We start from the raw sequence: 25,156 nt of genomic DNA, 5'->3' as shown, positions 1-25,156 counted from the left end.
CGGCAAGGCGTTCGGGGGATCTGCCAGCGCCGGCAAAGCCCCTCATCCGCCTGCCGGCGCCTTCTCCCCGTGAACGGAGAGAAGGATGCTACTTCAGCGGGCAGTCCTTGGCATAGGCGTCGCCGTGGTCGGTGAAGGCCGTGCCGACGATCTTGTTGGTCAGCGCGTCGCCTTCCTTGACCACTTCGCGGACATAGATGTCCTGGATCGGGTGGTTGTTGGTGTTGAACTTGAACTTTCCGCGCACGGATTCGAACTGGGCCTCCTTCAGCGCGGCGCGGAAGGCGGCGGCGTCCTTGACGCTCGCCTTGGAAGCGGCGGCGAGGATCAGGTTGGCCGTGTCGTAAGCCTGCGCTGCATAGATCGAGGGCAGCCTGTTGTAGGCCTTCTGGAACTCCTCCACGAACTTCTTGTTGGCCGCATTGTCGAGGTCCTTCGACCACGAAGCCGAGTTCTTCGCGCCGAGCGCGGCGTCGCCGATGGCGCCGAGCACGTCCTGGCTGAAGGAGAAGCCCGGCCCCATCAGCGGGATGTTCACGCCCGACTGGGCATACTGCTTGACGAAGGCGATGCCCATGCCGCCCGGCAGGAAGAAGAACACCGAATCCGCGCCCGAATCGCGGATCTGGGCGATCTCGGCGGCATAGTCGGTCTGGCCGAGCTTGGTGTAGACCTCGCCGGCCACCTCGCCCTTGTAGTAGCGCTTGAAGCCGTTGAGCGAATCCGTGCCCGCCGGATAGTTCGGGGCCAGGATGAACATCTTCTTGAGACCCTGCTGGGTTGCGTACTCGCCCATGGCCTCGTGGAAATTGTCGTTCTGGTAGGCGACGTTGAAGTAGTTCTCGTTGCACTTTGCCCCTGCCAGGGGAGAAGGCCCGGCATTCACCGACAGGTAGAACTTGCCCTGCGCCACCGCGTTCGGGACGACAGCCATGGCGAGGTTCGACCAGATGATGCCGGTCAGGATGTCGACCTGATCGGACTGGATCATCTTGTCGGCGATCTGCACCGCGAGTTCCGGCTTCATCGCGTCGTCCTCGGTGATGACGGTGATGTCGCTGTTGCCGGCCAGCTTGATGGCCAGATCGAAAGCGTCGCGCGCGTCGACGCCGAGGCCGGCGCCGCCGCCCGACAGCTTCGTGATCATGCCGATCTTCACCGGCTCGGCGAAAGCGGGCGCGGCAAGGCCCAGAGCAAGAGCGGCGACGGTGGCCGCCAGGAATGTCTTCATTGTCCTTCTCCCGTTTGGTCTTGTCGGAATTTGCCAGAATGCAGATTGCGGAGCGTTTTGAAAGTGTTGATCCGCAATCCGGCGATCTGCGTCACAGCTCCGTCCTCAACTTCCAGAGCTCCGGGAACAGCTCTACCTCGAGCATGCGCCGGAGATAGGACACGCCGGCCGTGCCGCCCGTGCCGCGCTTGAGGCCGATGATGCGTTCCACCGTGGTGACGTGGTTGAAGCGCCAGCGGCGGAAATAATCCTCGAAATCGACAAGCTTTTCCGCCAGTTCGTAGAGTTCCCAGTGATGTTCGGGATCGCGGTAGACCTCGCGCCATGCCGCGCGCACGGCATCGCTTTCCGTGCGCGTCTGCCGCCAGTCGGTGCGTCCGGCGTCCGCGCCGATGTCGAAGCCTTGGCGCCCGAGCAGCATCAGCGCCTCGTCGTAGAGGCTCGGCCCGGCGAGGATCGCCTCCAGCTTCTCCATGATATCCGGCACGTGCTCGTGCGGCTTGAGCATGGTGAGGTTGCGGTTGCCCGCCAGGAACTCGATGGCGCGGTACTGCCACGACTGGAAGCCCGACGACTGGCCGAGCGCGTTGCGGAACTCCGTATATTCGCTCGGCGTCATGGTGCGCAGCACGTCCCAGGCGTTGTTCAGCTGCTCGAAGATGCGGGCGACGCGCGTCAGCATCTTGAATGCCGGCTGCACCCGGTCCTCGCGGATCGCCTGCTTGGCCGAGAGGATCTCGTGAATGGCGAGCTTCATCCAGAGTTCGGAGGTCTGATGCTGGATGATGAACAGAAGCTCGTCATGCGCCGGCGACAGCGTCTCCTGCGCATTCAGGATCTTCTCCAGATGCAGGTAGTCGCCATAGGACATGCGGCCCCGGAACGACATTTCCGCCCCTTCGGAGGCGGGATCGTATGGCTTGCTCATGTCACCGCCGCCTTGCGCCTGTATTCCGGCCTTTCCCAGAGACGGTCCGCCATGATGCCGGCGAGAATGTCCACCGCCCCCGTCACCTCCTTCTCGCCTGTATAGAGCGGGGTGAAGCCGAAGCGGATCGCGTCCGGCGCGCGGAAGTCGCCGATGACGTTTTGGGCGATCAGGGCCTGCATGATGGCGTAGCCTTCGGGATGCCTGAATGACACCTGGCTGCCGCGTTTCGCGCCGTCGCGGGGCGTGTTCAGCACGAGATCCGGGCAGCGCGCCTCGACCTCGCGGATGAACAGGTCGCAAAGCGCGATCGACTTCGCCCGCACGTCCGCCATGTCCACGCCTTCCCAGACGTCGAGCGCGGCGTCCAGCGCCGTCAGCCCGATCACCGGCGGCGTGCCGCAGCGCATGCGGTCGATGCCGCCGCCTGGCCGGTAGTCGAGGTCGAAGGCGAAAGGCGCTTCGTGTCCCATCCAGCCGGACAGGACGGGACGCGCCGTATCCAGATGCCGTGGCGCGACATAGATGAAGGCCGGGGCTCCCGGGCCGCCATTGAGGTACTTGTAGGTGCAGCCGACGGCGAAATCCGCGTCCGCGCCGAGGAGATCGACTGGCAGGGCGCCGGCAGAATGGGCGAGGTCCCAGACAGCAAGCGCTCCGGCCTCATGTGCTTTGGCCGTCAGCGCCTTCATGTCGTGCAGGCGGCCGGTGCGGTAGTCGACCTCGGTCAGCATCAGCACGGCGACGCTCTCGTCGATTGCCGCCTGGATATCCTCCGGCTCCACGATCCTCAGCTCATGCCCCTTGTCGAGCGACTTCAGCAGGCCCTGCGCGATGTAGAGATCGGAGGGGAAATTGCCGCTGTCGGAGAGCACGACCCTGCGGCCGGGATTGAGTTCCAGCGCAGAGGCCAGTGCCTGATGCACCTTGATCGACAGCGTGTCGCCCATGACGACGGTGCCGTCCGGAGCGCCGATCAGCCTGGCGATACGGTCGCCGACGCGACGCGGCTGCATGTACCAGCCGGCGCTGTTCCAGCCCTTGATGAGCTGCTCGCCCCATTCGGCCGCCAGCATCCTCGCCACGCGTTCCTTCGCGGCGACGGGGAGGGGCCCGAGCGAATTGCCGTCGAGATAGATCATGTCCTCGGGGATGTGGAAAAGGGCGCGTGTCCTGGCGAAGTCGGTCATGGCCCGACTCTCGCGATAGATGGCGCAGCAAGGTTACCCGCATTCCCTTGTGGGGAAGGGTCAGGGGTGGGGGTATGCCGCACACCGAATATCACGGAACGACTCATTTCCGCTCCTTCAGCCTGAATCTCTGTATCTTGCCCGTCTGGGTCTTCGGCAGGCTGTCGGTGAACACGACCGAACGCGGATATTTGTAGGGCGCGATGGTCGCCTTGACGTGGTCCTGCAGCAGCTTGCGCATCAGGTCGCCGGCTTCAGCGCCATCGACCAGCACCACATGCGCCTCGACGATCTGGCCGCGTTCCTCGTCCGGCACGCCGATGACGGCGCATTCGCGAACGTCGGCGTGGGCGAGAAGGGCGGCCTCCACCTCCGGTCCGGCGATATTGTAGCCGGCGGAGACGATCATGTCGTCGGAGCGTGCGGCGAAGTGGAAGCGTCCGTCCTCGTCCTCCACGAAACTGTCGCCGGTCAGGTTCCAGCCGTCCCGGACGTATTGCCGCTGGCGCTTGTCGGCCATGTAGCGGCATCCGGTGGGGCCGCGCACCGCCAGCCGCCCGACCTGGCCGCGCGACAGCTCGCTCATGTCCTCGCCGACGATCTTCGCCTCGTAGCCCGTCACCGGCCTACCGGTGCAGGCGGGCGCGCGATCGTCGAAGCGGTTGGAGATGAAGATGTGCAGCATTTCCGTCGCGCCGATGCCGTCGAGGATCGGCTTGCCGGTCTTCTTCACCCATTCCTCGTAGACGGGGGCGGGAAGCGTCTCGCCGGCCGAAACCGCGACGCGCAGCGAGGAGAGGTCGGCGCCGCGGTCCATGGCGGCGAGCATGGCGCGATAGGCCGTCGGCGCGGTGAAGGAGACCGTCGCCTTATAGGTCTCTATTATCTCGATCATATTCGGCGGCGTCGCGCTTTCGAGCAGCGTCGCCGCCGCGCCGAAGCGCAGCGGGAAGATGGCGAGCCCGCCCAGGCCGAAGGTGAAGGCGAGCGGCGGCGAGCCGACGAAAATGTCGGTCGGCTGCACTTCCAGCACCTCCTTCGCATAGGCGTCCGCGATGATCAGCAGGTCGCGGTGGAAGTGCATGGTCGCCTTGGGCACGCCCGTCGTGCCGGAGGTGAAGCCGAGCAGGGCCACGTCGTCGCGGCCGGTCTTCACCGCGTCGAACTTCACCGGCTTGTCGAGCGCGACGCGGTCGAGTTCCGCGTCGTGGTTGGCCGTGCCGTCGAAGCCGATGACCGCCTTGAGGAATTTGCTTTCCTTGGCGCAGGCGACGAGCTCGTCCTTGATGCGCGTGTCGCAGAGCGCCAGCGCGACCTCGGCCTTGTCGACGATCTGCGCCAGTTCGCCGGCGCGCAGCATGGGCATGGTGTTGACCACCACCGCGCCGGCCTTCGTCGCCGCCAGCCAGCAGGCGACCATGGCCGGATTGTTGGCCGAGCGGATCAGCACCCGGTTGCCGGGCTTGACGCCGTAATCCTCGACCAGCGCATGGGCGAGGCGGTTCGTCCAGTCAGAGAGCTCCTTGTAGGTGCGCCGCCTTCCGTTGCCGATCAGCGCGGTATTGTCGCCAAAACCGCGCTCCACCATGCGGTCGGTCAATTCGACGGCCGCGTTCAGCACCTCCGGATACTGGAAGCCGTCGAGCAAAAAGTCCGGCCATTCGCTTTCGGGCGGGAGGTTGTCCCGCGTGAAAGTGTCCGTGTGGGCGCTGGGCGACAGCATCGTCAGTCGTTCGCCTCCGGCGGCAGGAAGTCCACGTCGTGCTGGGCCGACAGTTCGACAACGCGCTGGATGTCCGTGAGGTCGTCCAATGCGGCGAAGAGGTCCCGCAGCTTTCCAGCGGGAGAGACCCAGAAAAGGGCGCGCGTCGGCTTGTCGGACTTGTTGAAATAGCCGTGCGGAATGCCCTTCGGCATGCGCACAAGATCGCCGGCGCGCGCCTTCGACCACACGCCGTCGAGCTTCAGGTCGAGTTCGCCCTCCTGAACGAGGATGAATTCGTCCTGTGTCGGGTGGATGTGCACCGGCACGAACTGGCCCGGCGCCGAGTTGGTCTCGAAGGCGAACGTCGTTTCGCATACAGCCTTCGGATAGTAGGTCTGCCCGAGCACATTCCAGGTGACGCCCTCGAAGCCGCTGCCGTTTTCAGTGATTCCCTTGGCAAGTGCCTTTGTCATCGCAGTTCTTCTCTCTGGTTGCTGGTTTCATTGCATCACCTGACGGGCGATGACCACTTTCTGGACGTCGGACGCACCCTCATAGATGCGCAGCGCGCGTATCTCCCGATACAGGCTCTCCACGATGTGCCCCTTGCGCACGCCGTCGCCCCCATGCAATTGGACGGCCCTGTCGATGACCTCCTGCGCGCGGTCGGTGGCGTAAAGCTTGGCCATCGCCGCCTCGCGGGTGACGCGCGGCGCGCCCATGTCCTTCGTCCAGGCGGCGCGGTAGACGAGCAGGGCCGCGGCATCGACGTCCAGCGCCATGTCGGCGATGTGGCCTTGCACCATCTGCAGGTCGAAGAGCGGCGCGCCGAAGAGCTCTCGGCCGGAGGCCCGCGCGATCGTCTCGTCGAGCGCGCGGCGCGCGAAGCCCAGCGCCGCCGCCCCGACCGTGGAGCGGAAGACGTCGAGCACCGACATGGCGATCCTGAAGCCGTCGCCGGGCCTGCCGATCATGGCCGAGACAGGAACGCGGCAATCCTCGAAGGCGAGCCGCGCCAGCGGATGCGGCGCAACCACCTCGATGCGTTCGGCGACGATCAGGCCCGGCGTGTCGGCAGGGACGAGGAAGCACGAAATGCCCTTCGCTCCGGGCGCTTCGCCGGTCCGGGCGAAGACGGTGTAGAGATCGGCGATGCCGCCATTGGAGATCCACGTCTTCTCTCCCGAAAGCACGTAATGGTCGCCGTCGCGTGTCGCCGCCATGTCCATGTTGGCGACGTCCGAGCCCGAACGCGGCTCCGACAGGGCGAAGGCGGAGAGCGCTTCGCCGGCGCGGGTCTTTTCCAGCCATTGCCGGTGATGCGCCTCGCCGAAGAGGCTGACGGCGCCGGTGCCCAGCCCCTGCATGGCGAAGGCGAAATCGGCCAACCCGTCGTGACGCGCCAGCGTCTCGCGGGTCAGGCAGAGCGTGCGCACGTCGAGGGGCGCGGGATTCTTCGGGTCTATGGCGGTAGGCTTGAGCCAGCCGTCGCGGCCCAGTTTTTTTACCAGCTCGCGGCAGGCCGCATCGACGTCATGATGATCGGCCGGCAGGTTCTGCACGCACCATGAATCGAGACGCCCGGCGTATTCGCGATGGCGGTCCTCGAAGAACGGCCAGGACAGGAAGGAGCGGTTAGGCATGATGAGGTTCCCCCTTACGGGAGGGCCGACCGGACGTAGCGCAGCGGGGTTGGGCAGGTGCGGCAAGGGAGAGGGCACTCTCCCCCCTTGCGGGGGAGATGGCCGCGTAGCGGCCAGAGGGGGTAGCATCAGAAGGCACCGCCCGGAGGTCGAGCACTGCCGCCTGTACCCCACCCGGCCGGACCTTGTCCGGCCACCCTCCCCGCAAGGAGGAGGGAAAAGTCGCGTCCCTCATCTCAATCCCCCTCGAACACCGGCTTTTCCTTCGCCACGAACGCCTTGTAGGCGCGTTCGAAGTCGCGGGTCTGCATGCAGATCGCCTGCGCCTGCGCTTCGGCCTCGATCGCCTGATCGAGACCCATCGACCATTCCTGGTTGAGCTGCGTCTTGGTGATGCCGTGGGCGAAGGTCGGACCGGCGACGATGCGGGCGGCGAGGTCGAGCGCTTCTCTTTCCAGTTCCGCCGCGGCGACCAGCCGGTTGAAGAAGCCCCAACGCTCGCCTTCCTCCGCGCTCATGGTGCGGCCTGTGTAGAGCAGCTCGGCGGCGCGGCCCTGGCCGATGATCCTCGGCAGCATGGCGCAGGCGCCCATGTCGCACCCGGCGAGGCCGACGCGCGTGAACAGGAACGCCGTCTTCGCCTCGGGCGTAGCAAGGCGCAGGTCGGACGCCATGGCGATGATGGCGCCGGCGCCCACCGCGACGCCGTCCACGGCCGAGATGACCGGCTTGCCGCAATTGATCATGGCCTTGACCACGTCGCCGGTCATGCGCGTGAAGGCCAGCAGCTCCTTCATTTCCATATTGACCAGCGGGCCGATGATGTCGTGCACGTCGCCGCCCGAGCAGAAATTTCCGCCATTGGGCAGGAAGACCACGGCGTGGATGTCGTCGGCATAGGCGAGGTCGCGAAACGTATCGCGCAGCTCGGCATAGGATTCGAAGGTCAGCGGATTCTTGCGTTCCGGCCGCGCCAGCCGGATGCGGGCAATCCCGTTCTCCGCCTGCCAATGGAAATGAACCGGGCTGAGCCCGGCCATGGATTTGCCCTTCATGAGCCGCGCTCCCAGTTGCTGCGGAATGATTTCAGGATGCCGGCCAGATGCCGGGCGTCCTCCTCGCCTATGTCGGCGAGAAGCGAATCGACCCAGCCTTCATGCACCGCCGCCATCTTCTCGAAGAAGGCTGTGCCGGCCTCGGTCAGCCGGACGATGGAGGTGCGCCGGTCGCCTTCACGCTGGGCGCGGACGACATGGCCGTCGGTGACGAGACGGTCGACGATGCCGGTGACGTTGCCGTTGGAGACGAGGAGGAAGCGCGACAGGTCGCTCATCAGCATGCCGGACGGCTGCCGGTAGAGCGCCGCCATGACGTCGAAGCGGGGCAGGGTGGTGTCGAACTCCGTCTTCAGCCGCTCGCGCAACTGCCCTTCGATCAGGCGCTGCGCGCGCAGGATGCGTACCCAGAGCCGCAATCGCGCATGCTCCTGCCGTTCGGCCACGGCAACCGCTACCATGTCTCCCCTCCCGATACGGAAATGGCCTGTCCGGTGATCGAGGCCGCGCCGTCGCCGACCAGCCACATCACGGCGGCCGCGATCTCGCCCGGCTGGATGAAGCGGCCCTGCGGATTGCCGGCTACGAGGCTGGCGCGCGCTTCCTCGGCGCTGCGTCCGGTCTTCCTGACGATACGCTCGACCGAATCGGCCAGCAGCTCGGTCTCGGTGAAGCCGGGGCAGATGGCGTTGACCGTGACTCCGGTTTTCGCCGTCTCGACCGCGAGCGCCCGCATCAGGCCGATGACGCCGTGCTTCGCCGCCACATAGGGGGCGACATAGGCATAGCCCTTGAGGCCCGCCGTCGAGGCGATGAAGACGATGCGCCCGGATTTCCGCGCGATCATGCCGGACAAAGCGGGCTTCACCGTCAGGAAGGCGCCGGTGAGGTTCACCGCGAGCGCCTGGCTCCAGTCAGCCAGCGACACTTTTGGGGCCGGCGCGCTGACGGCAGCACCGGCATTGGCGATGACGATGTCGAACGGACCGTTCGCGGCTTCCGCTGCCGCATGAAGTGCCGTCATCGAGGCTTCGTCGGTGACGTCGGCCGTGACGGCCGCGATGTTGGACTGCATCGCCGCCACTGTTTCGAGCGGCTCGCGCCGCCTGCCGCAGATGGTGACCTCGTGGCCGGCCGCCGCCAACGCCAGCGCGATCGCCTTGCCGACCCCCGTGCCGCCACCGGTGACAAGCGCATGGGACATCAAACTTTCCCCGTCATCTGCTCCTGCCGCTCGGCAAGGCGATAGGCCTGATCGCGGCCGGGCAGGTAAGGATCGGGCCATTTCACATGGCGATCGTTGAGCTTCACCGCCTGATGCAGCGTCCAGTACGGATCGGCGAGGTGCGGCCGGGCAAGGCAGACGAGGTCGGCGCGGCCGGCCATCAGGATCGAATTGGCATGGTCGGCCTCGAAGATGTTGCCGACGGCCATGGTCGGCATGCCGACCTCGTTGCGGATGCGGTCCGAGAACGGTGTCTGGAACATGCGGCCATAGACCGGCCGGGCGCGGATCGAGGTCTGCCCGGCTGAAACGTCGCAGATGTCGACGCCGGCAGCCTTCAGCAGCCTCGCGATCTCCACCGCCTCGGCCGGATCGACGCCCTCGTCGGGCAGCCAGTCATGGGCCGAGATGCGCATGGAGATCGGCTTTTCCGCCGGCCACACGGCGCGCACCGCATGGAACACCTCCAGCGGATAGCGCATGCGGTTTTCGAGCGATCCGCCATATTCGTCGGTGCGGCGATTGGTGACGGGGGTGATGAAGGACGAGAGCAGGTAGCCGTGGGCGGCGTGGATTTCGATCATGTCGAAACCGCAGCGTTCCGCCATCTCCGCCGCCGCGACGAACTGGTCGCGCACCTTGTCCATGTCCTTGCGCGTCATCGCCTTCGGCGTCTGGTTCGCAGGCGACCAGGCGACGTCGGACGCGGCCATCACCGGCCAGTTGCCGCTGTCGAGCGGTTCGTCGGTGCCCTCCCAGCCGACCCTGGTCGAACCCTTCGGGCCGGAATGGCCGATCTGCGCGCAGATCTTCGCTTCCGTCTCGACATGGACGAAGTCGACGAGCCGCTTCCACGCGACCTCGTGTTCGGGCGCATAGAAGCCGGGACAGCCGGGCGTGATGCGTCCTTCCGGCGAGACGCAGGTCATCTCGATATAGACGAGGCCGGCGCCGCCCTTGGCGCGCTCGGCATAGTGGGCGAAATGCCAGTCGGTCGGACAGCCGTCGACGGCCTTGTACTGCGCCATCGGCGAGACGACGATGCGGTTCTCCAGATGCATCTCGCGCAGCCGGAACGGCGCGAACATCGGCGCGCGGCGCATGTTGGTGGCGCCGGCGCGGCTCTGGAACCATTCCTCCGCGCCGCCCAGCCAGTCGGGATCGCGCAGGCGCAGATTCTCGTGGCTGATGCGCTGCGAGCGAGTCAGCAGCGAATAGTTGAACTGGACCGGATCGAGGCCGAGATAGCGCTCGACATCCTCGAACCATTCGAGCGAGTTGCGCGCTGCCGACTGGAGTTTCAGCACCTCGGTGCGCCGCGCGTCCTCGTATTTCCGGAACGCCGCCTCCAGCGTCGGCTCGCTGTGCAAATAGTCGGCCAGCGCCACCGCGCTTTCCAGCGCGAGCTTCGAGCCCGAGCCGATGGAGAAGTGGGCGCTTGCCGCGGCGTCGCCCATCAGCGCCAGATTCCTGTACGACCAGCGTTCGCAAAGCACGCGCGGAAAATTGATCCAGGCCGAGCCGCGTATGTGGTTGGCGTTCGACATCAGGCTGTAGCCGCCGAGATGTTTCTCGAAGATCCGTTCGCAGGTCTCGATCGACTCTTCCTTCGACATCGTTCCGAAGCCGAACGCGTCCCACGTCTCCTGGCTGCACTCGACGATGAAGGTCGCCGTGTCGCGGTCGAACTGGTAGGCGTGCGCCCACACCCAGCCATGCTCGGTCTTCTCGAAGATGAAGGTGAAGGCGTTGGCGAATTTCTGGTGCGTGCCCAGCCACACGAACTTGCACTTGCGCATGTCGATGTCGGGCTTGAACACGTCGGCGAAGGCGGCGCGGCATTTGGAGTTCAGCCCGTCGGCGCCGATGACCACGTCATGCGTGTCCATATAGGTCTGCGGCTCGGCGGCCTCCGTCTCGAACTGCAACCTGACGCCCAGTTCGCGGGCGCGCTGCTGGAGAAGCTGCAACAGGCGCTTGCGGCCGATGCCGCAGAAACCGTGGCCGGTGGAAACGGTCTTGACGCCGTCCTTGATGACGGCGACGTCGTCCCAGTAGGCGAAATGGCGGCGTATCCATTGCGCGCTGACGGGATCGTTGCGGGTGAGGTTGTCCAGCGTCTCGGCCGACAGCACCACGCCCCAGCCGAACGTGTCGTCGGGCCTGTTGCGCTCGATGACGGTGACGTCGTGCGCGGCGTCGTGCAATTTCATGCAGATGGCGAAGTAGAGGCCTGCCGGTCCGCCGCCGAGTACCGCAACCTTCATCGCGCCAGCCTCCTGATCTTGTGATGAGGATGTCACCCTGCCGTAGTTATTTCAAGCCTAAAATTTCGATGTTGAAGATTTCCGCGGCAGGCATCGCCGGCGTTGACAGGATGGGCCGTTTCGGGTCGCTTGTCCGCCGAGCAGGGGGACCGACGATGATCCATCGCACCATCACCGACTGGGACGACGCCTACGCCAACGGCGTGAACATACCGGGGGGTGATCGCTGGCCGGCTGCGTGGATCGAGCCCGCCAGGGCGTATCGCGACCGCATGGCTGCGGCTGGCCGGGCGAAGCTCGACATCGCCTATGGCGACAGGCCGCGCAACCGCCTCGACCTGTTCCTTCCCGAAGGGAGGCCGACGGGGCTGGTCGTCTATATTCATGGCGGCTACTGGCGGGCTTTCGACAAGAGCGTCTGGTCGCATCTGGCAGCCGGTTGCGTCGACAGCGGCTATGCGGTCGCCATGCCTTCCTACACGTTGTGTCCCGAGGTGCGCATAGCCGGGATCGTGCGGGAAGTGGCGCGGGGAATCGAGGCGGCAGCCGCGATGGTCGAGGGGCCGGTCATGCTGACCGGCCATTCCGCCGGCGGGCATCTGGCGACGCGCATGCTGACCACGTCGTCGCCGCTGCCGGCGGCCGTGCTTTCCCGCGTGCGCAACACGGTATCCATTTCCGGCGTGCACGATCTGAGGCCGATCATGGCGACCGCCATGAACAACGATCTGCATATCGACGAGGCGGAAGCGGTCGCCGAAAGCCCGGCGCTGCTAAGGCCGGCCGCGGGCGTCCGTGTGACCTGCTGGGCGGGCGGCGCGGAACGTGCCGAATTCATCCGGCAGAACGCGCTGCTCGCCAATATCTGGACCGGGCTCGGGGCCTCGACGGCCATCGTCGTCGAGCCGGATCGTCACCACTTCACCATCGTCGACGGTCTTGGCGACGCGGACCATCCGCTCACGCGCGCCCTGCTCGCGGCATAGCCGTCTCACCGCAATTTGTTAACCATTCGGGAGCCTAATCGATCGCGGGAGATTTCTTCGATGGCCGCGTGTCATCGCGGCCGGACTGAAACTGATGATGTGGACGGCCCTCCGAACCCGTCGCGCGAGATGCTAAGATCATTCTGCGCAACTCAGAGAAGGAACCGTGTCATGACTTTCGAGAAGATCACTGTCGTCGGCCTGGATCTGGCCAAGAACGTGTTTCAAGTTCATGCTATCGATGACGTCGGCAATGTTATTGTCCGGCGGCAGCTTCGCCGAAATCAGCTCCTGCATTTCTTCGAGCAGTTGCCACCCTGCCTCGTCGGCATGGAAGCTTGTTCGACTTCACATTACTGGGCGAGGGAACTCGGTGCCTTGGGCTTCGATGTGAAGCTTATGCCTCCGGTATATGTAAAGCCGTATGTGAAGCGCGGGAAAAACGATGCAGCAGATGCCGAAGCGATTTGCGAGGCAGTCACCCGTCCAACCATGCGCTTCGTACCGGTGAAAAATTGCGAGCGTCAGGCTCTTCTTATGCAGCACAAGACCCGAGATCTTTTTGTGCGGCAGAGAACGGCTCTGATCAACGCACTCCGAGGCCATTTGGCCGAATTCGGTATCATCACGCCTCAAGGAAAGTTCGGGCTGAAAGCTGCTCTCGAAGCCTTACACGTCGCGAAAGACCATCTTCCTGAACCGTCGTGGCAACCCTTCAAGCACATTCAGATGCAGCTAGAAGAGCTGAGCAATAAGATCGCCGAGCTTGATCGCACCATAATGCAGTGGTGCCGGGACCAAGCTGCCGCTCGGAGGCTGATGACCATCCCAGGCGTCGGCTTTCTCACGGCGGCCGCAATCGCGGCTTCGGTTGGGAATGCCGAGGAATTCAAATCAGCGCGACAGTTCGCGGCTTGGCTTGGCTTAACGCCGCGACAAAATAGTAGTGGCGGAAAGGAGAGGCTAGGGCGGATCAGCAAGCAGGGCGATCGGACAATCCGACGATTGCTGGTAGTCGGCGCCACTGCCGTCATACGACGAGCGCGCATTGATGCTCCATCATTCCCGTGGATCGCGAAGCTCTTGCAGCGCAAACCGGCACGCATGGTGTCGGTAGCGATCGCCAACAAGACCGCCCGCGTCGCGTGGGCTCTTCTGAGAAGAGAGGAGACTTACCGGCACGCAGCCGTTTGAAGGAATCCGGCTCGGCAATCGTCGACCGGAGGAATGAAGGACTGAGTAATGATGGCGAACCGGTTGGACCGGGGATGGAGCAAAGCCTAGGTTCCCCCAGAGCCTTGAGCTCGACAAATTGATTGGCTCTCCATCCGCGGACTTCATCAGGGCCAGTGGCTACAATGCCACGATAAAAGGCCGGACACATGACTGAACCTGACCGATCCCATCGATACAGAGTCTTGCATTCCACGGGCCGTCCACACACGGGGAACCGCGATGCGCGACAATGCCGAAATGGAACTGATGCTCAAGGGCTATGGGCTGACCACGGCCCAGATCCTCTATCACATGCCTGACCATCCGCACCTGCTGCAGACCTATATCTGGCAGGATTACGATCTGGCGCCGAAATTTCCGGTGCTCTACCGGTTCATCGACTTCTGGAAGTCGAAGCTCGAAGGTCCGCTTCACTCCATCGCCTATACCCACCGCCGGCTGATCGCGCCGAACGAATGGCGCAACGTGACGGGGGAACTGGTCCTCCACTGACGACGCCGGCACCGGCGAGGAGGCATCCCGTCCTTCTCTGGACCAATCTCTTCAGGGCGCTGGTTCACCGACGCGGCATGACCTAGGCAACGGCTTCCATTACCGCTCGCCACAGGAAGGCGCGATCCGTCGCGTCAGGGGAGTGGATCGAGCAACGTGAAACCGGCAGCCATACACGTGTCAAACCCGCCGCTCGGCATCCTGCTGATGGTCGTCGGCATCCTGATGTTCGCGCTCAACGACACGATGGGCAAATGGCTGGTCGCCACCTACACGGTGGGGCAGGTGCTGCTGGTCCGCAGCGCGGCGGCGCTCGTCGTGCTCTCGCCGGCGGTGGCCAGAGCCGGATGGCGATCGATGTTCGCGGTCGAGCGCCCGATGGTGCAAGTCCTGCGCGTCGCCGTGTCGTCCGCCGAAGTCTATCTGTTCTATTTCGCGGTCATGTACCTGCCGCTGGCGGATGCGATGACCTACTGGATGGCGGCGCCGATCTACGTTGCCGCGCTTTCGCCCCTGTTCCTCGGCGAGCATGTCGGCTGGCGGCGATGGACGGCGATCTTCATCGGCTTCTGCGGCGTGCTCGTCGCGTTGCAGCCGTCTTCTGCCACGCTGTCGCCAGCCGCCATCGTGTCGATCGGCGGCAGTCTTGCCTTTGCCATGATGCTGATAACGTCGCGCATGCTGCGCGGCACGCCCGATGTCGCGCTCGTCTTCTGGCAGATGGTCGGGGCCGGGCTGCTCGGCCTCGTCACGGCGCCTTTCGGCTGGGTGCCGATCAGCGCTTTCGATCTGTCGCTGCTGGCCCTGCTCGGCGTCGTGGCGATGATGGCGCATGTCTGCGTCAACCGGGCGCTGAAATATGGCGACGCGGCGACCGTGGTGCCGTTTCAGTACACGATGCTGTTCTGGGCGGTCGTCTTCGGCTGGCTGGTCTTCGGCGACGTGCCCCAGATTCACGTGCTGATCGGCGCGGCTATCATCGTCGGCGCCGGCCTCTTCATCTTCTTCCGCGAGCAGAAGCTGAAGAAGGCGCCGCCGGAGGTGATGGAAGTCTGACGCATGTCGCCCAAAAGTGCGCAGCGGTTTTGGGACAACGATATGCGTAAAACAAAAGCTTACGCCGCGCCGCGTGATCCGATCAAAAGCGTCGTGCTGTAAGAGCTACCGGCTGCCGAAGATCGCGCTGCCGACGCGCACGCCGGTCGCGCCGAAAGCGATCGCGGTCTCGTAGTCTCCCGACATGCCCATGGAGAGCTTTTCGACGCCCGCCTCGCGCGCCAGCTTTTCGAGCAGCGCGAAATGCGGTCCCGGATTCTCGTCCGCCGGCGGGATGCACATCAGCCCCTCGATTGCGAGCCCGTGTACATCCCGGCAGCGTCTGACGAAGGCGACCGCCTCGGTCGGCTCGATGCCGGCCTTCTGCGGCTCCGAGCCGGTATTCACCTGCACATAGAGTTTCGGCGCCCTGCCCTGTCTGGCGATTTCCTTCGCCAGTTCGGCGGCGATCTTTTCCCGATCCACCGTCTCGATCACATCGAACAGCGCCACCGCCTCCTTCGTCTTGTTCGATTGCAGCGGGCCAATGAGGTGCAGTTCGAGATCGGCGAAATCCGCCTTCAGGGCCGGCCATTTACCCATGGCCTCCTGCACGCGGTTTTCGCCGAAGATGCGCTGGCCGGCTTCGATGACGGGCCGGATATCGCCGGCATCGAAGGTCTTCGACACGGCGACGAGCGTCACGCCGCCTGCCGCCCGCTTTGCCGCTCGTTCCGCCTTTTCGATGTTGGCGCGCACCTCGTTCAATCGCGCAACCGCGTCGCTCATGCCTCACCCCGGCTCGATTCGCCTCTTCTGCGCCCCCGAAAGGCGCCCGCCCGGTTGACGGGTCACGGAAACCGTGATCGAAGGTCCGCCACTTTGTCAGCCCGTATATCGAGTGAAATTCCGGTCATGGCAACCGAACGATACAATCCGCGCGCGTCCGAACCGAAATGGCAGAAAGCCTGGGACGACGCCAGGCTCTTCGAGACGAAGAACGACGACCCGCGTCCGAAATACTACGTCCTCGAAATGTTCCCCTATCCGTCCGGGCGCATCCACATGGGGCACGTCCGCAACTATACGCTGGGCGACGTTCTGACGCGCTACAAGCGCGCCATAGGCTTCAACGTCCTGCATCCGTTCGGCTGGGACGCGTTCGGCCTGCCGGCCGAGAACGCGGCGCGCGACAACAAGGTCGACCCGCGCGCCTGGACCTATGCCAATATCGAGACGATGAAGAGCCAGTTGCGGACGCTGGGCTTTTCCTGGGACTGGTCGCGCGAATTCGCCACCTGCGACCCGAGCTACTACAAGCATCAGCAGAAGATGTTCCTCGACTTCTGGAAGGCTGGGCTGGTCGAGCGCAAGTCGGCCAAGGTCAACTGGGACCCCGAGGACATGACCGTGCTCGCCAACGAGCAGGTCATTGACGGACGCGGCTGGCGGTCCGGCGCGCTGGTCGAGCAGCGCGACCTGACGCAATGGTTCTTCAAGATCACCTCGATGAGCCAGGACCTGCTCGACGGGCTTGAGACGCTCGACCGCTGGCCCGAGAAGGTCAAGCTGATGCAGTCGAACTGGATCGGCCGGTCCGAGGGCCTGCTGATCCGCTGGGCGCTCGCCAACCCGCCTCCGGGCGAGAGCGAACTGGAAGTCTACACGACGCGGCCGGATACGATCTTCGGCGCGTCCTTCATGGCGATCGCCGCGGACCATCCGCTGGCGAAGCGGGCGGCGGAATTCAATCCCGACCTTACCGCCTTCATCGAGGATATCCGCCATCGCGGCACGTCCGCCGCCGAACTGGAGACCGCCGAGAAGCGCGGCTTCGACACAGGTCTGCGCGTCGTGCATCCGTTCGATCCGGCCTGGACGCTGCCGATCTACGTCGCGAACTTCGTGCTGATGGATTACGGCACGGGCGCTATTTTCGGCTGTCCGTCCGGCGATCAGCGCGACCTCGACTTCGCCCGCAAATACGGTCTGCCGGTCGTGCCGGTGGTCATGCCGGAAGGCGCCGATGCCGCGACTTTCGAAATCCGCGACGAGGCCTATGTCGACGACGGCGTGATGATCAATTCGCGCTTCCTTGACGGCATGAAGCCGAAGCAGGCCTTTGACGAGGTCGCGCGCCTGCTCGGCGAGCAGATGGTGGAGGGGCGTCCGCAGGGTGAGCGCAAGGTGCAGTTCCGGCTGCGCGACTGGCTGATCTCGCGCCAGCGCTACTGGGGTTGCCCGATCCCGGTCATCCATTGCGACGATTGCGGTTCCCTGCCGGTGCCGGCCGATCAACTGCCGGTCGAGCTGCCTTCCGACGTCAATTTCGACAGGCCGGGCAATCCGCTGGACCACCATCCGACGTGGAAGCATGTCGCCTGCCCGCAATGCGGCAAGGACGCGCGGCGCGACACGGATACGATGGATACGTTCGTCGATTCGTCCTGGTATTTCGCGCGCTTCACCGATCCTTGGGACACGGAGGAGCCGACCGATCTCGCTCATGTCGACGGCCCGAAGGGCTGGCTGCCGGTCAATCAGTATATAGGCGGCATCGAGCACGCGATCCTGCACCTGCTCTATTCGCGCTTCTTCACCCGCGCCATGAAGGCGACGGGCCATCTCAATACGGTCGAGGAGCCGTTCGAGGGCCTGTTCACGCAGGGCATGGTTGTCCACGAGACCTACAAGGGTCCGCAGGGCTGGGTAACGCCGGCCGAGATCCGGATCGAGGAGACGGACGGCCAGCGCAGCGCGACCATGTTGTCGGACGGCGCGCCGGTCGAGATAGGCTCGATCGAGAAGATGTCGAAGTCGAAGAAGAACGTGGTCGATCCCGACGACATCATCGCCAGCTACGGCGCCGACACGGCGCGCTGGTTCATGCTGTCGGACTCGCCGCCGGATCGCGACGTGATCTGGACGGAGGCCGGCGTCGAGGGCGCGCATCGCTTCGTGCAGCGCGTCTGGCGTCTCGTCTCCGAGGCCGCGCCGCATCTGGAGGGCGTCGCGCCGGAGGCTGCTTCCTCCGGCGCGGCGGGCGCGATCTCGAAGGCCGCGCACAAGGCCGTCAAGGCCGTCGGCGAGGATATCGGCAAGCTCGCCTTCAACAAGGCCGTCGCGCGCCTCTACGAACTCGTCAACGCCGTGCATGGCCCGGCCGGAACCCTCTCGCGGGGGACGGATGCCGCGACGAAAGGTGCGCTCCGCGAGGCGCTGGAGATGCTGATCAGGATGATCGCGCCGATGATGCCGCATCTGGCCGAGGAGTGCTGGGCGACTCTTGGCTGCGAAGGCCTCGTGGCGAATCAGAAATGGCCGGATTTCGACCCTGCGCTGGTCGTCGACAACGAGATCACCTATCCAGTGCAGGTGAACGGCAAGAAGCGGGGCGATTTGACAATCGCGCGCGACGCGGATCAAGCTGCGGTGGAGAATGCGGCGCTGGCGCTCGATGCCGTGGTCAAGGCTCTCGACGGCAAGCCGCCGCGCAAGGTCATCGTGGTCCCGCAGCGGATCGTGAATGTCGTTGCCTGACAGCAGGCCAGAGGATTTCGGATGATTCGCGCGGTTTCGCTGGCTCTGCTCTCCGCCCTGGCGATCGGTGTCGCGGGCTGCACCGTGCGGCCGCTCTACTCCGATGCGCCGGTCACGGCGGACGGCAGTACGACGAACGCCGCCCTGTCCTCCGTTCTCATCCGTCCCGCAAGGACGCGCGATGCGCAGGAAGTCCGCAACCAGCTGATCTTCCTGTTCAACGGCGGCAAGGCGCAGACGTCGACGCCGACCTATGAACTGGAGCTTGGCGTGGTGACCAGCCGCGAGGTCTCGACCATTTCGCAGACCTCGTCGGTGAATCAGCCGACATCCGGCGCGGTCACCATGTTCTCCAACTACGTGCTGTTCGATGCCGCGACGCAAAAGCCGATCGCGAGCGGCCGCCGGCAGATCACGTCGCAATACGATATTCCCAATCAGGAGTTTGCCGCCTATCGGGCGCGCCGCGACGCCGAAAATCGCGCTGCGCGTGAACTGGCGGAACTCGTTCGGCTCGCGGTGGCGCAGGATCTCGTGCGCCACACGGGCAAGTAGAAGGGAACTTCGCGACGACGGCGGGGTTCGTCATGTTCCCGTCATGCCGGACGCGCACTCAGCGCAAAACGGAGTTGCAGAATGCCCTCGTTGAATCCGCCGCGCAGCGCTCCCGCTGAGGCCGCCGCGGCACTCATCAAGGGCACGGACGCCGGCGCAAACATGCACGTCGTCGACCAGCTGATCGCCGAGCGCTCGCTGAATCTTGCCCGTAACCCGATCTGGCCTTTGATCCGCCCCCTGCTGATGCGTGTCTTCCATTACCGGAAGGCCGTGCGCATGGCGGACGACGTCCGCGATCTGCCCGGCTTCGAGGCTATGGAATATCTCAGCCGTCTGCTGCGGCTCGACATTGACGTACGCGGGCTGGAGAACCTGCCGGATTCCGGGCCGTTCATCCTGGCGCCGAGCCACCCAACGGGCATCGCCGACGGCGTCGCGGTCTTCGACGCGTTCAAGACCGTGCGCCCCGACATGATCTTCTTCGCCAATCGCGATGCGCTCCGCGTCGCGGCCGGCTTTCGCGACCTCGTCATACCCGTCGAGTGGCGCGCGGCCGAAAAGAGCCATGCCAAGGGCCGCGATACGCTGGAGGCTACTGCGCGGGCCTTTGCCGCCAGGCGCATGGTGGTGCTGTTCCCTTCCGGCCGCATCGCCTACTGGAACGAGGGCAGGCTGACCGAGCGCCCGTGGCAGAGCTCCGTCGTGGCGCTCGCCCGGCGCTACGACTGTCCGGTCGTGCCGGTCAACATTCAGGCCCGGAATTCAGGCCTGTTCTATTTTCTTTCGCGCTTCTCCAACGACCTGCGCGATATTACCGTCTTCCACGAATTGCTGAACAAGACCGGACGCGCCTACAGGATATCGGTCGGCAAGCCGATCGCGGCGGACGCGCTGGAAGGCGATGCGGCGTCCGTCGCCGCGAGGCTGCAGGCGCATACGGTGGAAGAGCTTGCCGCCAATCCGCGGGCCGACTTCGTGGCCCGGTCGGTAGCGCCTTAGTAGAGTTCGACATCCATTCCCGGCAGGTCGAAGCCGGTCAGCCGCGTCGACCAGCGCTCCCCCGCCGATACCGGGAAGGCGCGGGTTATCGTGCCGGTCGAAATGAACTCGCCAGCGCGCAACGAAGGATTGAGCGGGTCCCGGGCCAGCACGTCGACAAGATATTTCAGCGCCTGCACCGGCCCGCCGAGCACGTTGGAGCCGATGCCTGCGTCGATCGGCCTGCCGTCGCGGAAGAGTTCGATCCCGATCTTCGGCAAGATGGCGGGCAGGACGCGGCGCTCGACCGCCGACAAGGGCTTGCGCGGTCCGATGAACAGCGCGCCGTGCAGGCCGCCATCGGCCACGCAGTCCGCGACGCTGCATTTCCAGTCGGGAAAGATGGATTGCACGATCTCGAAGCCGTGGGCGACCCAGCCGATTCGTTCCGCGACGTCCTCCGCCGACATATCGCCGGAAAGATCGCCGTCGAGCCCGAGGACGATCTCCGGCTCGATGCGCGGCTGCGGCAGATGCGAGATTCTTGCCCGCGCGCCGGGTTGGACGTCATGCGCCGTCGTCGCGTAGATGTCGCCCCAGATCGGCTCGTAGACGCCGTACTCGGCCCAGATGTTGCGGTTGGTGAAGCCGATCTTGCGGCCGATGGGCATTTCGCCGCGCTCGCTGCGCCTGCGGCGTAGCTCGCTCGTCACCGCATAGGCGGCGCGATCGTCGAAGCTGGCGACCCGGGCCGTGAACGGCTCGACCGGGTCACGGGAGGCGAGCGCCTTCAACACCTCGTCGGCGATCGCTCCCGCATCCGTCATGGCGATCAGCCGATCTTCTGGCCGGTCTTCGCCCAGTCGGCGAGGAAGGCGGCGAGGCCCTTGTCGGTGAGCGGGTGGCTGACCAGCGCGCGAAGCGTCGCCGGCGGCGCGGTAATGACGTCGGCGCCGATCAGCGCGGCCTGCTTGACGTGGTTCACCGTGCGCACCGACGCCGTCAGGATCTCGGTCTCGAAATTGTAGTTGTCGTAGATCTGCTTGATCTCGGCGATCAGATCCATGCCGTCGATGCCCATGTCGTCGAGACGGCCGACGAAGGGCGAGATGAAGGTCGCGCCGGCCTTCGCGGCCAGCAGCGCCTGATTGGCCGAGAAGCAGAGCGTGACGTTGACCATGCGGTTAAGTTCCGTGCGGATGGTCTTGCAGGCCTTGAGGCCGTCGAGCGTCAGCGGCACCTTGATCGCGACATTGTCGGCGATCTTCGCCAGGATCTCCGCTTCCTTCATCATCTGCCTGTATTCGGTCGCCACGACCTCGGCGGAAACCGGTCCTGCGACGATATCGCAGATCTCTTTGGTCACTTCGGCGATGTTGCCGCCCGACTTCAGGATCAGCGAGGGATTTGTGGTGACGCCGTCAACGAGGCCGAGATCGTTGAGTTCGCGGATTTCCTTCACATCGGCCGTGTCGACAAAGAATTTCATGAGGCGTCTCCTTGCTGTTCTCTCGCATGGGCATGGCCGCAAGCGGTTGCCTTTGCTCTAGACCAAGAAGCAGACTACGTCACGTGGCATGACGGGTGAATCGATGGGGCACGAATCGGCGAGGCAGCGCGCCGTGCCGGTTCTGGTGCCGATGCCGGCCGACCGGCCCTACAGCTACGCGGTGCCGGACGGCATGCATGTCGTGCCGGGCTCCATCGTGCGCGTGCCGCTAGGCCCCCGCGAAGTGGCCGGCATCGTCTGGGACGGCGATTGCGAGGCGATCGAGGCGAAGCGCCTGCGGCCGATCAGCGAGGCGTTCGACTGCCCTCCGATCTGCGAGGATATGCGCCGCTTTGTCGATTGGGTGGCCGGCTACACGCTGTCGCCGCCGGGACTGGTCGCCCGCATGATCCTGCGCGCCCCGGAAGCGTTCGACCCGGAACCATGGATCAACGGGCTGCAAATGACTGACGCACGCCCCGACCGCATGACGGATGCCCGCGCGCGCGTCCTCGAAATGGCAGGGGACGGCATGGCCTGGACCCGCTCGGGCCTTGCCCATGCGGCCGGCGTATCGCTCACCGTCATCGACGGGCTCAAGGCGCAGGGCGTGTTCTCGGAAACGCTGATTCCACCGCGTCCGGTGGTGGCGCGTCCCGATCCGTCCTATGCCGCGCCCGACCTCACGGCGGACCAGCAGGCGGCGGCGACTGATCTGCGCAAGGCCGCCGCCGCTGCAAAATTTTCCGCGACCCTGATCGACGGCGTCACCGGTTCGGGCAAGACCGAAGTCTATTTCGAGGCCGTGGCGGCGGCGGTCGAGGCAGGCCGGCAGGTTCTCATCCTCTTGCCGGAAATCGCGCTGACGCAGGCTTTTCTCGCCCGCTTCCACGACCGGTTCGGCGCCAAGCCGGCGGAATGGCATTCGGACCTGCCGCCGCGCATGCGGGAGCGTGTCTGGCGGCAGGTGGCCGAAGGCACGGTGCGGGTGGTCGCCGGTGCGCGCTCGGCGCTCTTCCTGCCGTTCAACGAACTCGGCCTCATCATCGTCGACGAGGAGCACGACCCCGCCTACAAGCAGGAGGACCGCGTCTTCTACAATGCGCGTGACATGGCCGTGGTGCGGGCGCATATAGGCGGCTTTGCGGTCATGCTCGCCTCCGCCACGCCGTCCGTCGAGACGCAGGTGAATGCCGCGCAGGGGCGTTACGCCAAGGTGCATCTGCCGGCCCGTTTCGCCGAGGCCGCGCTGCCGGAAATCCGCGCCATCGACATGCGCCGCGCTCCGCCCGCGCGCGGCGGGTTCCTGTCGCCCCTGCTGATCTCGGAAGTCCGGCAAACGCTTGAGCGGGGCGAGCAGTCCCTGCTTTTCCTCAATCGTCGCGGCTATGCGCCGCTGACGCTCTGCCGCGCCTGCGGCCATCGCTTCCAGTGTCCGCAATGTTCGAGCTGGCTGGTGGAGCACAGGTTTCGCGGCCAGCTCGTCTGCCATCATTGCGGCCATCACGAGAAGCGGCCCGATGCCTGTCCCGAATGCGGCGCCCTCGATCACCTCGTCGCCTGCGGCCCGGGCGTGGAGCGGATCGCCGAGGAGGTGGTCGGCCACTTCCCGGATGCCCGCACCATCGTGCTCTCGTCCGACATTCTCGGCGGCGTGAAGCGCATGCGACTGGAGTTCGAGGCGGTGGCCAAGGGCGAGGCGGACATCGTCATCGGCACGCAGCTCGTCGCCAAGGGCCACAACTTTCCGGGCATGACGCTGGTCGGCGTGGTCGACGCCGACCTCGGCCTCGCCAATGGCGATCCGCGCGCTGCCGAGCGGACCTTCCAGCTGCTCAGCCAGGTGACGGGCCGGGCCGGCCGCACCGGCAGGAAGAGCATTGGCCTGCTGCAGACCTACCAGCCGGACCATCCCGTCATGCAGGCCATCGTGTCGGGTGATTCGGCCGCCTTCTACGAACGGGAGATCGCGGAGCGGGAAAGATCGTCCCTGCCGCCCTTCGGCAGGCTGGCCGGAATCATCGTCAGCGCCGACACCCGGGCCGATGCCGAAAGCCATGCGCGGCAGTTGCGCCGTGCCGCGCCGCAAGCAGCGGATATCGCCATTCTCGGGCCGGCCGAGGCGCCGATGGCCGTCGTTGCCGGGCGTCACCGCTTTCGTCTCCTGATCCACGGCGAGCGCCGCGCCGACATGCAGGGTTTCATCCGCAGGATGCTCGCCGAGGGCCTGAAGGCGCGCGGCTCGGTGCGCGTGCAGGTCGACATCGATCCGCAGAGCTTTTTGTAAAAGGACGACTGTTGTCAAAGTTTGCCAATCGACGGTTTTGGCGCTAGATTCTCCACAAGAGTGGAGATCTCCCCATGCCCACCATGAATGTCAGCCTTACCGAGGAAATGGTGAAGTTTGTCGAGGGAGAAGTGTCCCGCGGCGAATATGTCTCCGCCAGCGAGGTGGTGCGCGATGCCTTGCGTGTGCTTCGCCATGAGCGTGAGCTGCGCGAAGAGGAACTACGCATGCTGCGCGAAGAGGTCCAGAAGGGAATCGACGACATGGAGGCCGGCCGGTTCTCGGACCGGACGCTTGAAGACATCTTCGAGGAGGCGCGACGTGAGGCATCGCTTCACCCGTCAGGCGGATCGTGACCTTCTGCGAATATTTCGAGATTCGATCAAGCTTTTCGGCGCTGTGCAGGCGCATCGCTACATGGACCTGATCAACACCGCGTTACGCGAGTTGCGGAGCGACGCGTTCCGAGCAACATCGAAAGCCCGACCGGAGATCAGATCAGGTGTCCGTTCGCTGCATCTCCAGGTTGTCGCCCGACGAAGCGGCGGCGCCAGTCATATTCTGTACTATGCAGTCGAGTCATCGCTTGGGGACGACGCTGAACTGGTGATCCTCCGCGTCCTCGGCGATCGCATGGACCCTGCTCGCCGGGTAACGCAGGCGTTGCGGGAGGAAGACCGCCGCAGTCTTTCCTGATACCCTGATGTTGAGGTGAAACAACAGGACGGTTCAATCCGGCCAAATCCTCGTCTACACTCCGCCGACGCGATCCGATGAGGGGTTCAGATGGAATTCGCCTTTCCCTGGCCGGCGACGCAGGGCGAGTGGGGCGCTTGGGCCAGCGCGCTCGTCACGGTCGCTTTCGGCCTGATCCTCTTGTTCGCGCCGCATCTGGCCTTTCGGCTGTTGCGGCTGAAGACGCGGGACGACAGGCCGCACGCCATCGCGGAGGCGCGCAGCACCATGGCCGGCTTCTATCTCGGTCTCGGCATCTGCTGCGTCCTGCTCGGCAACCAGCCCTTCCTCTACAACGCGCTCGGATTCTCCTGGCTTTTCACGGCGTTCGGCCGCGTCGTCTCCATGCTTTCCGACGCCGGCAACAAGCCGTTCAACTGGGTTGCGCTGGTCGTCGAACTTGTGCTCGCCGCGCTGCCGCTCGGCTTTGTCTTCGGCTTTATCCCCTGAGCCGGCGCAACGCGCCCGGTTCGGTATGCGGCGGCTGCGACAAACAGTGCAAAAAGCTTGTCTGCCATCGTGTTGCGAGTCTCTAACGCCTGTGCTATGCGGCAGTCGACTTTCGGCCGGGGGAGC

At 65.0% G+C, this 25,156-nt stretch carries 23 protein-coding genes and 1 pseudogene; 11 read left to right on the top strand and 13 right to left on the bottom strand.

Annotated elements, in window-relative coordinates; translation table 11 throughout:
* Positions 1-88 precede the first annotated feature (88 nt).
* From M9955_03875 to M9955_03830, 10 genes are all read right to left on the bottom strand, one after another.
* Complete coding sequence (locus tag M9955_03875) at positions 89-1,231, bottom strand: ABC transporter substrate-binding protein (GenBank protein MCO5080779.1); 1,143 nt, start codon at positions 1,229-1,231, stop codon at positions 89-91.
* 91 nt (positions 1,232-1,322) lie between these two features.
* Positions 1,323-2,159, bottom strand: a complete 837-nt coding sequence (gene kynA / locus M9955_03870; protein ID MCO5080778.1) for a tryptophan 2,3-dioxygenase — start codon at positions 2,157-2,159, stop codon at positions 1,323-1,325.
* Entirely contained in the window at positions 2,156-3,349 is a 1,194-nt protein-coding gene (gene kynU, locus M9955_03865) for a kynureninase (protein ID MCO5080777.1), read from the bottom strand. The genes kynA and kynU overlap by 4 nt, the downstream gene beginning before the upstream one ends.
* Before the next feature lie 103 nt (positions 3,350-3,452).
* Positions 3,453-5,072, bottom strand: coding sequence for an AMP-binding protein (locus tag M9955_03860; GenBank protein MCO5080776.1), 1,620 nt, complete (start codon positions 5,070-5,072; stop codon positions 3,453-3,455).
* Positions 5,073-5,074: 2 nt separating this feature from the next.
* On the bottom strand, positions 5,075-5,527 hold the full coding sequence (locus M9955_03855; protein MCO5080775.1) for a cupin domain-containing protein: 453 nt from the start codon (positions 5,525-5,527) through the stop codon (positions 5,075-5,077).
* A 27-nt stretch (positions 5,528-5,554) separates the two neighbouring features.
* Positions 5,555-6,697 carry an acyl-CoA dehydrogenase family protein gene (locus M9955_03850; GenBank protein MCO5080774.1) on the bottom strand — a complete coding sequence of 381 codons (1,143 nt, stop codon included), beginning with the start codon at positions 6,695-6,697 and terminating at the stop codon, positions 5,555-5,557.
* Positions 6,698-6,933: 236 nt separating this feature from the next.
* Positions 6,934-7,752: an enoyl-CoA hydratase family protein gene (locus M9955_03845; GenBank protein ID MCO5080773.1), complete on the bottom strand. Its 819-nt coding sequence runs from the start codon at positions 7,750-7,752 to the stop codon at positions 6,934-6,936.
* Positions 7,749-8,213: a MarR family transcriptional regulator gene (locus M9955_03840; protein MCO5080772.1), complete on the bottom strand. Its 465-nt coding sequence runs from the start codon at positions 8,211-8,213 to the stop codon at positions 7,749-7,751. Before M9955_03840 ends, M9955_03845 begins: the two co-directional genes overlap by 4 nt.
* Positions 8,207-8,956, bottom strand: coding sequence for an SDR family oxidoreductase (locus M9955_03835; protein MCO5080771.1), 750 nt, complete (start codon positions 8,954-8,956; stop codon positions 8,207-8,209). The genes M9955_03840 and M9955_03835 overlap by 7 nt, the downstream gene beginning before the upstream one ends.
* Positions 8,956-11,244, bottom strand: coding sequence for a bifunctional salicylyl-CoA 5-hydroxylase/oxidoreductase (locus tag M9955_03830; protein ID MCO5080770.1), 2,289 nt, complete (start codon positions 11,242-11,244; stop codon positions 8,956-8,958). Before M9955_03830 ends, M9955_03835 begins: the two co-directional genes overlap by 1 nt.
* A gap of 155 nt (positions 11,245-11,399) precedes the next feature.
* Here M9955_03830 and M9955_03825 point away from each other — a divergent pair, with 155 nt between their 5' ends.
* The 4 genes from M9955_03825 (at position 11,400) to M9955_03810 (ending at position 15,014) form a co-directional block, all read left to right on the top strand.
* The gene (locus M9955_03825; GenBank protein ID MCO5080769.1) at positions 11,400-12,230 is read left to right on the top strand and encodes an alpha/beta hydrolase; all 831 of its coding nucleotides are present in this window, start codon (positions 11,400-11,402) and stop codon (positions 12,228-12,230) included.
* Between the two features lie 171 nt (positions 12,231-12,401).
* Entirely contained in the window at positions 12,402-13,424 is a 1,023-nt protein-coding gene (locus M9955_03820) for an IS110 family transposase (GenBank protein ID MCO5080768.1), read from the top strand.
* 261 nt (positions 13,425-13,685) lie between these two features.
* Positions 13,686-13,958, top strand: coding sequence for an usg protein (locus tag M9955_03815; protein ID MCO5080767.1), 273 nt, complete (start codon positions 13,686-13,688; stop codon positions 13,956-13,958).
* A 207-nt stretch (positions 13,959-14,165) separates the two neighbouring features.
* Complete coding sequence (locus M9955_03810) at positions 14,166-15,014, top strand: DMT family transporter (protein MCO5080766.1); 849 nt, start codon at positions 14,166-14,168, stop codon at positions 15,012-15,014.
* Positions 15,015-15,119: 105 nt separating this feature from the next.
* On the opposite strand, the gene M9955_03805 is transcribed toward M9955_03810, so the two are convergent.
* Positions 15,120-15,782, bottom strand: coding sequence for a YggS family pyridoxal phosphate-dependent enzyme (locus M9955_03805; protein ID MCO5080765.1), 663 nt, complete (start codon positions 15,780-15,782; stop codon positions 15,120-15,122).
* 126 nt (positions 15,783-15,908) lie between these two features.
* Between M9955_03805 and leuS the strand changes: the two genes are divergently transcribed.
* The 3 genes and pseudogenes from leuS to M9955_03790 all read left to right on the top strand — a co-directional run bounded on the left by leuS (position 15,909) and on the right by M9955_03790 (position 20,090).
* Positions 15,909-18,533, top strand: coding sequence for a leucine--tRNA ligase (gene leuS / locus M9955_03800; protein ID MCO5080764.1), 2,625 nt, complete (start codon positions 15,909-15,911; stop codon positions 18,531-18,533).
* Positions 18,520-19,088 (top strand): annotated as a pseudogene (gene lptE, locus M9955_03795) (LPS assembly lipoprotein LptE). Before leuS ends, lptE begins: the two are co-directional and overlap by 14 nt.
* 81 nt (positions 19,089-19,169) lie before the next feature.
* Positions 19,170-20,090, top strand: a complete 921-nt coding sequence (locus tag M9955_03790) for a 1-acyl-sn-glycerol-3-phosphate acyltransferase (GenBank protein ID MCO5080763.1) — start codon at positions 19,170-19,172, stop codon at positions 20,088-20,090.
* On the opposite strand, the gene M9955_03785 is transcribed toward M9955_03790, so the two are convergent.
* Together M9955_03785 and fsa are read right to left on the bottom strand one after the other, a co-directional pair.
* Positions 20,087-20,896, bottom strand: coding sequence for a hydratase (locus tag M9955_03785; GenBank protein MCO5080762.1), 810 nt, complete (start codon positions 20,894-20,896; stop codon positions 20,087-20,089). The genes M9955_03790 and M9955_03785 overlap by 4 nt on opposite strands.
* 5 nt (positions 20,897-20,901) lie before the next feature.
* Positions 20,902-21,558, bottom strand: coding sequence for a fructose-6-phosphate aldolase (gene fsa, locus M9955_03780; GenBank protein ID MCO5080761.1), 657 nt, complete (start codon positions 21,556-21,558; stop codon positions 20,902-20,904).
* 103 nt (positions 21,559-21,661) lie between these two features.
* Here fsa and M9955_03775 point away from each other — a divergent pair, with 103 nt between their 5' ends.
* The 4 genes from M9955_03775 (at position 21,662) to M9955_03760 (ending at position 25,030) form a co-directional block, all read left to right on the top strand.
* Entirely contained in the window at positions 21,662-23,845 is a 2,184-nt protein-coding gene (locus tag M9955_03775; GenBank protein MCO5080760.1) for a primosomal protein N', read from the top strand.
* Positions 23,846-23,919: 74 nt separating this feature from the next.
* Positions 23,920-24,201 carry a type II toxin-antitoxin system ParD family antitoxin gene (locus tag M9955_03770; protein MCO5080759.1) on the top strand — a complete coding sequence of 94 codons (282 nt, stop codon included), beginning with the start codon at positions 23,920-23,922 and terminating at the stop codon, positions 24,199-24,201.
* Complete coding sequence (locus tag M9955_03765; protein ID MCO5080758.1) at positions 24,167-24,541, top strand: type II toxin-antitoxin system RelE/ParE family toxin; 375 nt, start codon at positions 24,167-24,169, stop codon at positions 24,539-24,541. The genes M9955_03770 and M9955_03765 overlap by 35 nt, the downstream gene beginning before the upstream one ends.
* Before the next feature lie 90 nt (positions 24,542-24,631).
* Positions 24,632-25,030 (top strand): DUF4345 domain-containing protein, encoded by a 399-nt coding sequence (locus tag M9955_03760; protein MCO5080757.1) that lies wholly within the window; start codon positions 24,632-24,634, stop codon positions 25,028-25,030.
* Positions 25,031-25,156: the final 126 nt, after the last annotated feature.

This window comes from Rhizobiaceae bacterium (assembly GCA_023953845.1).
Taxonomy (GTDB): domain Bacteria; phylum Pseudomonadota; class Alphaproteobacteria; order Rhizobiales; family Rhizobiaceae; genus Arvimicrobium.
This window is presented reverse-complemented; position numbering and strand designations above follow the sequence as displayed.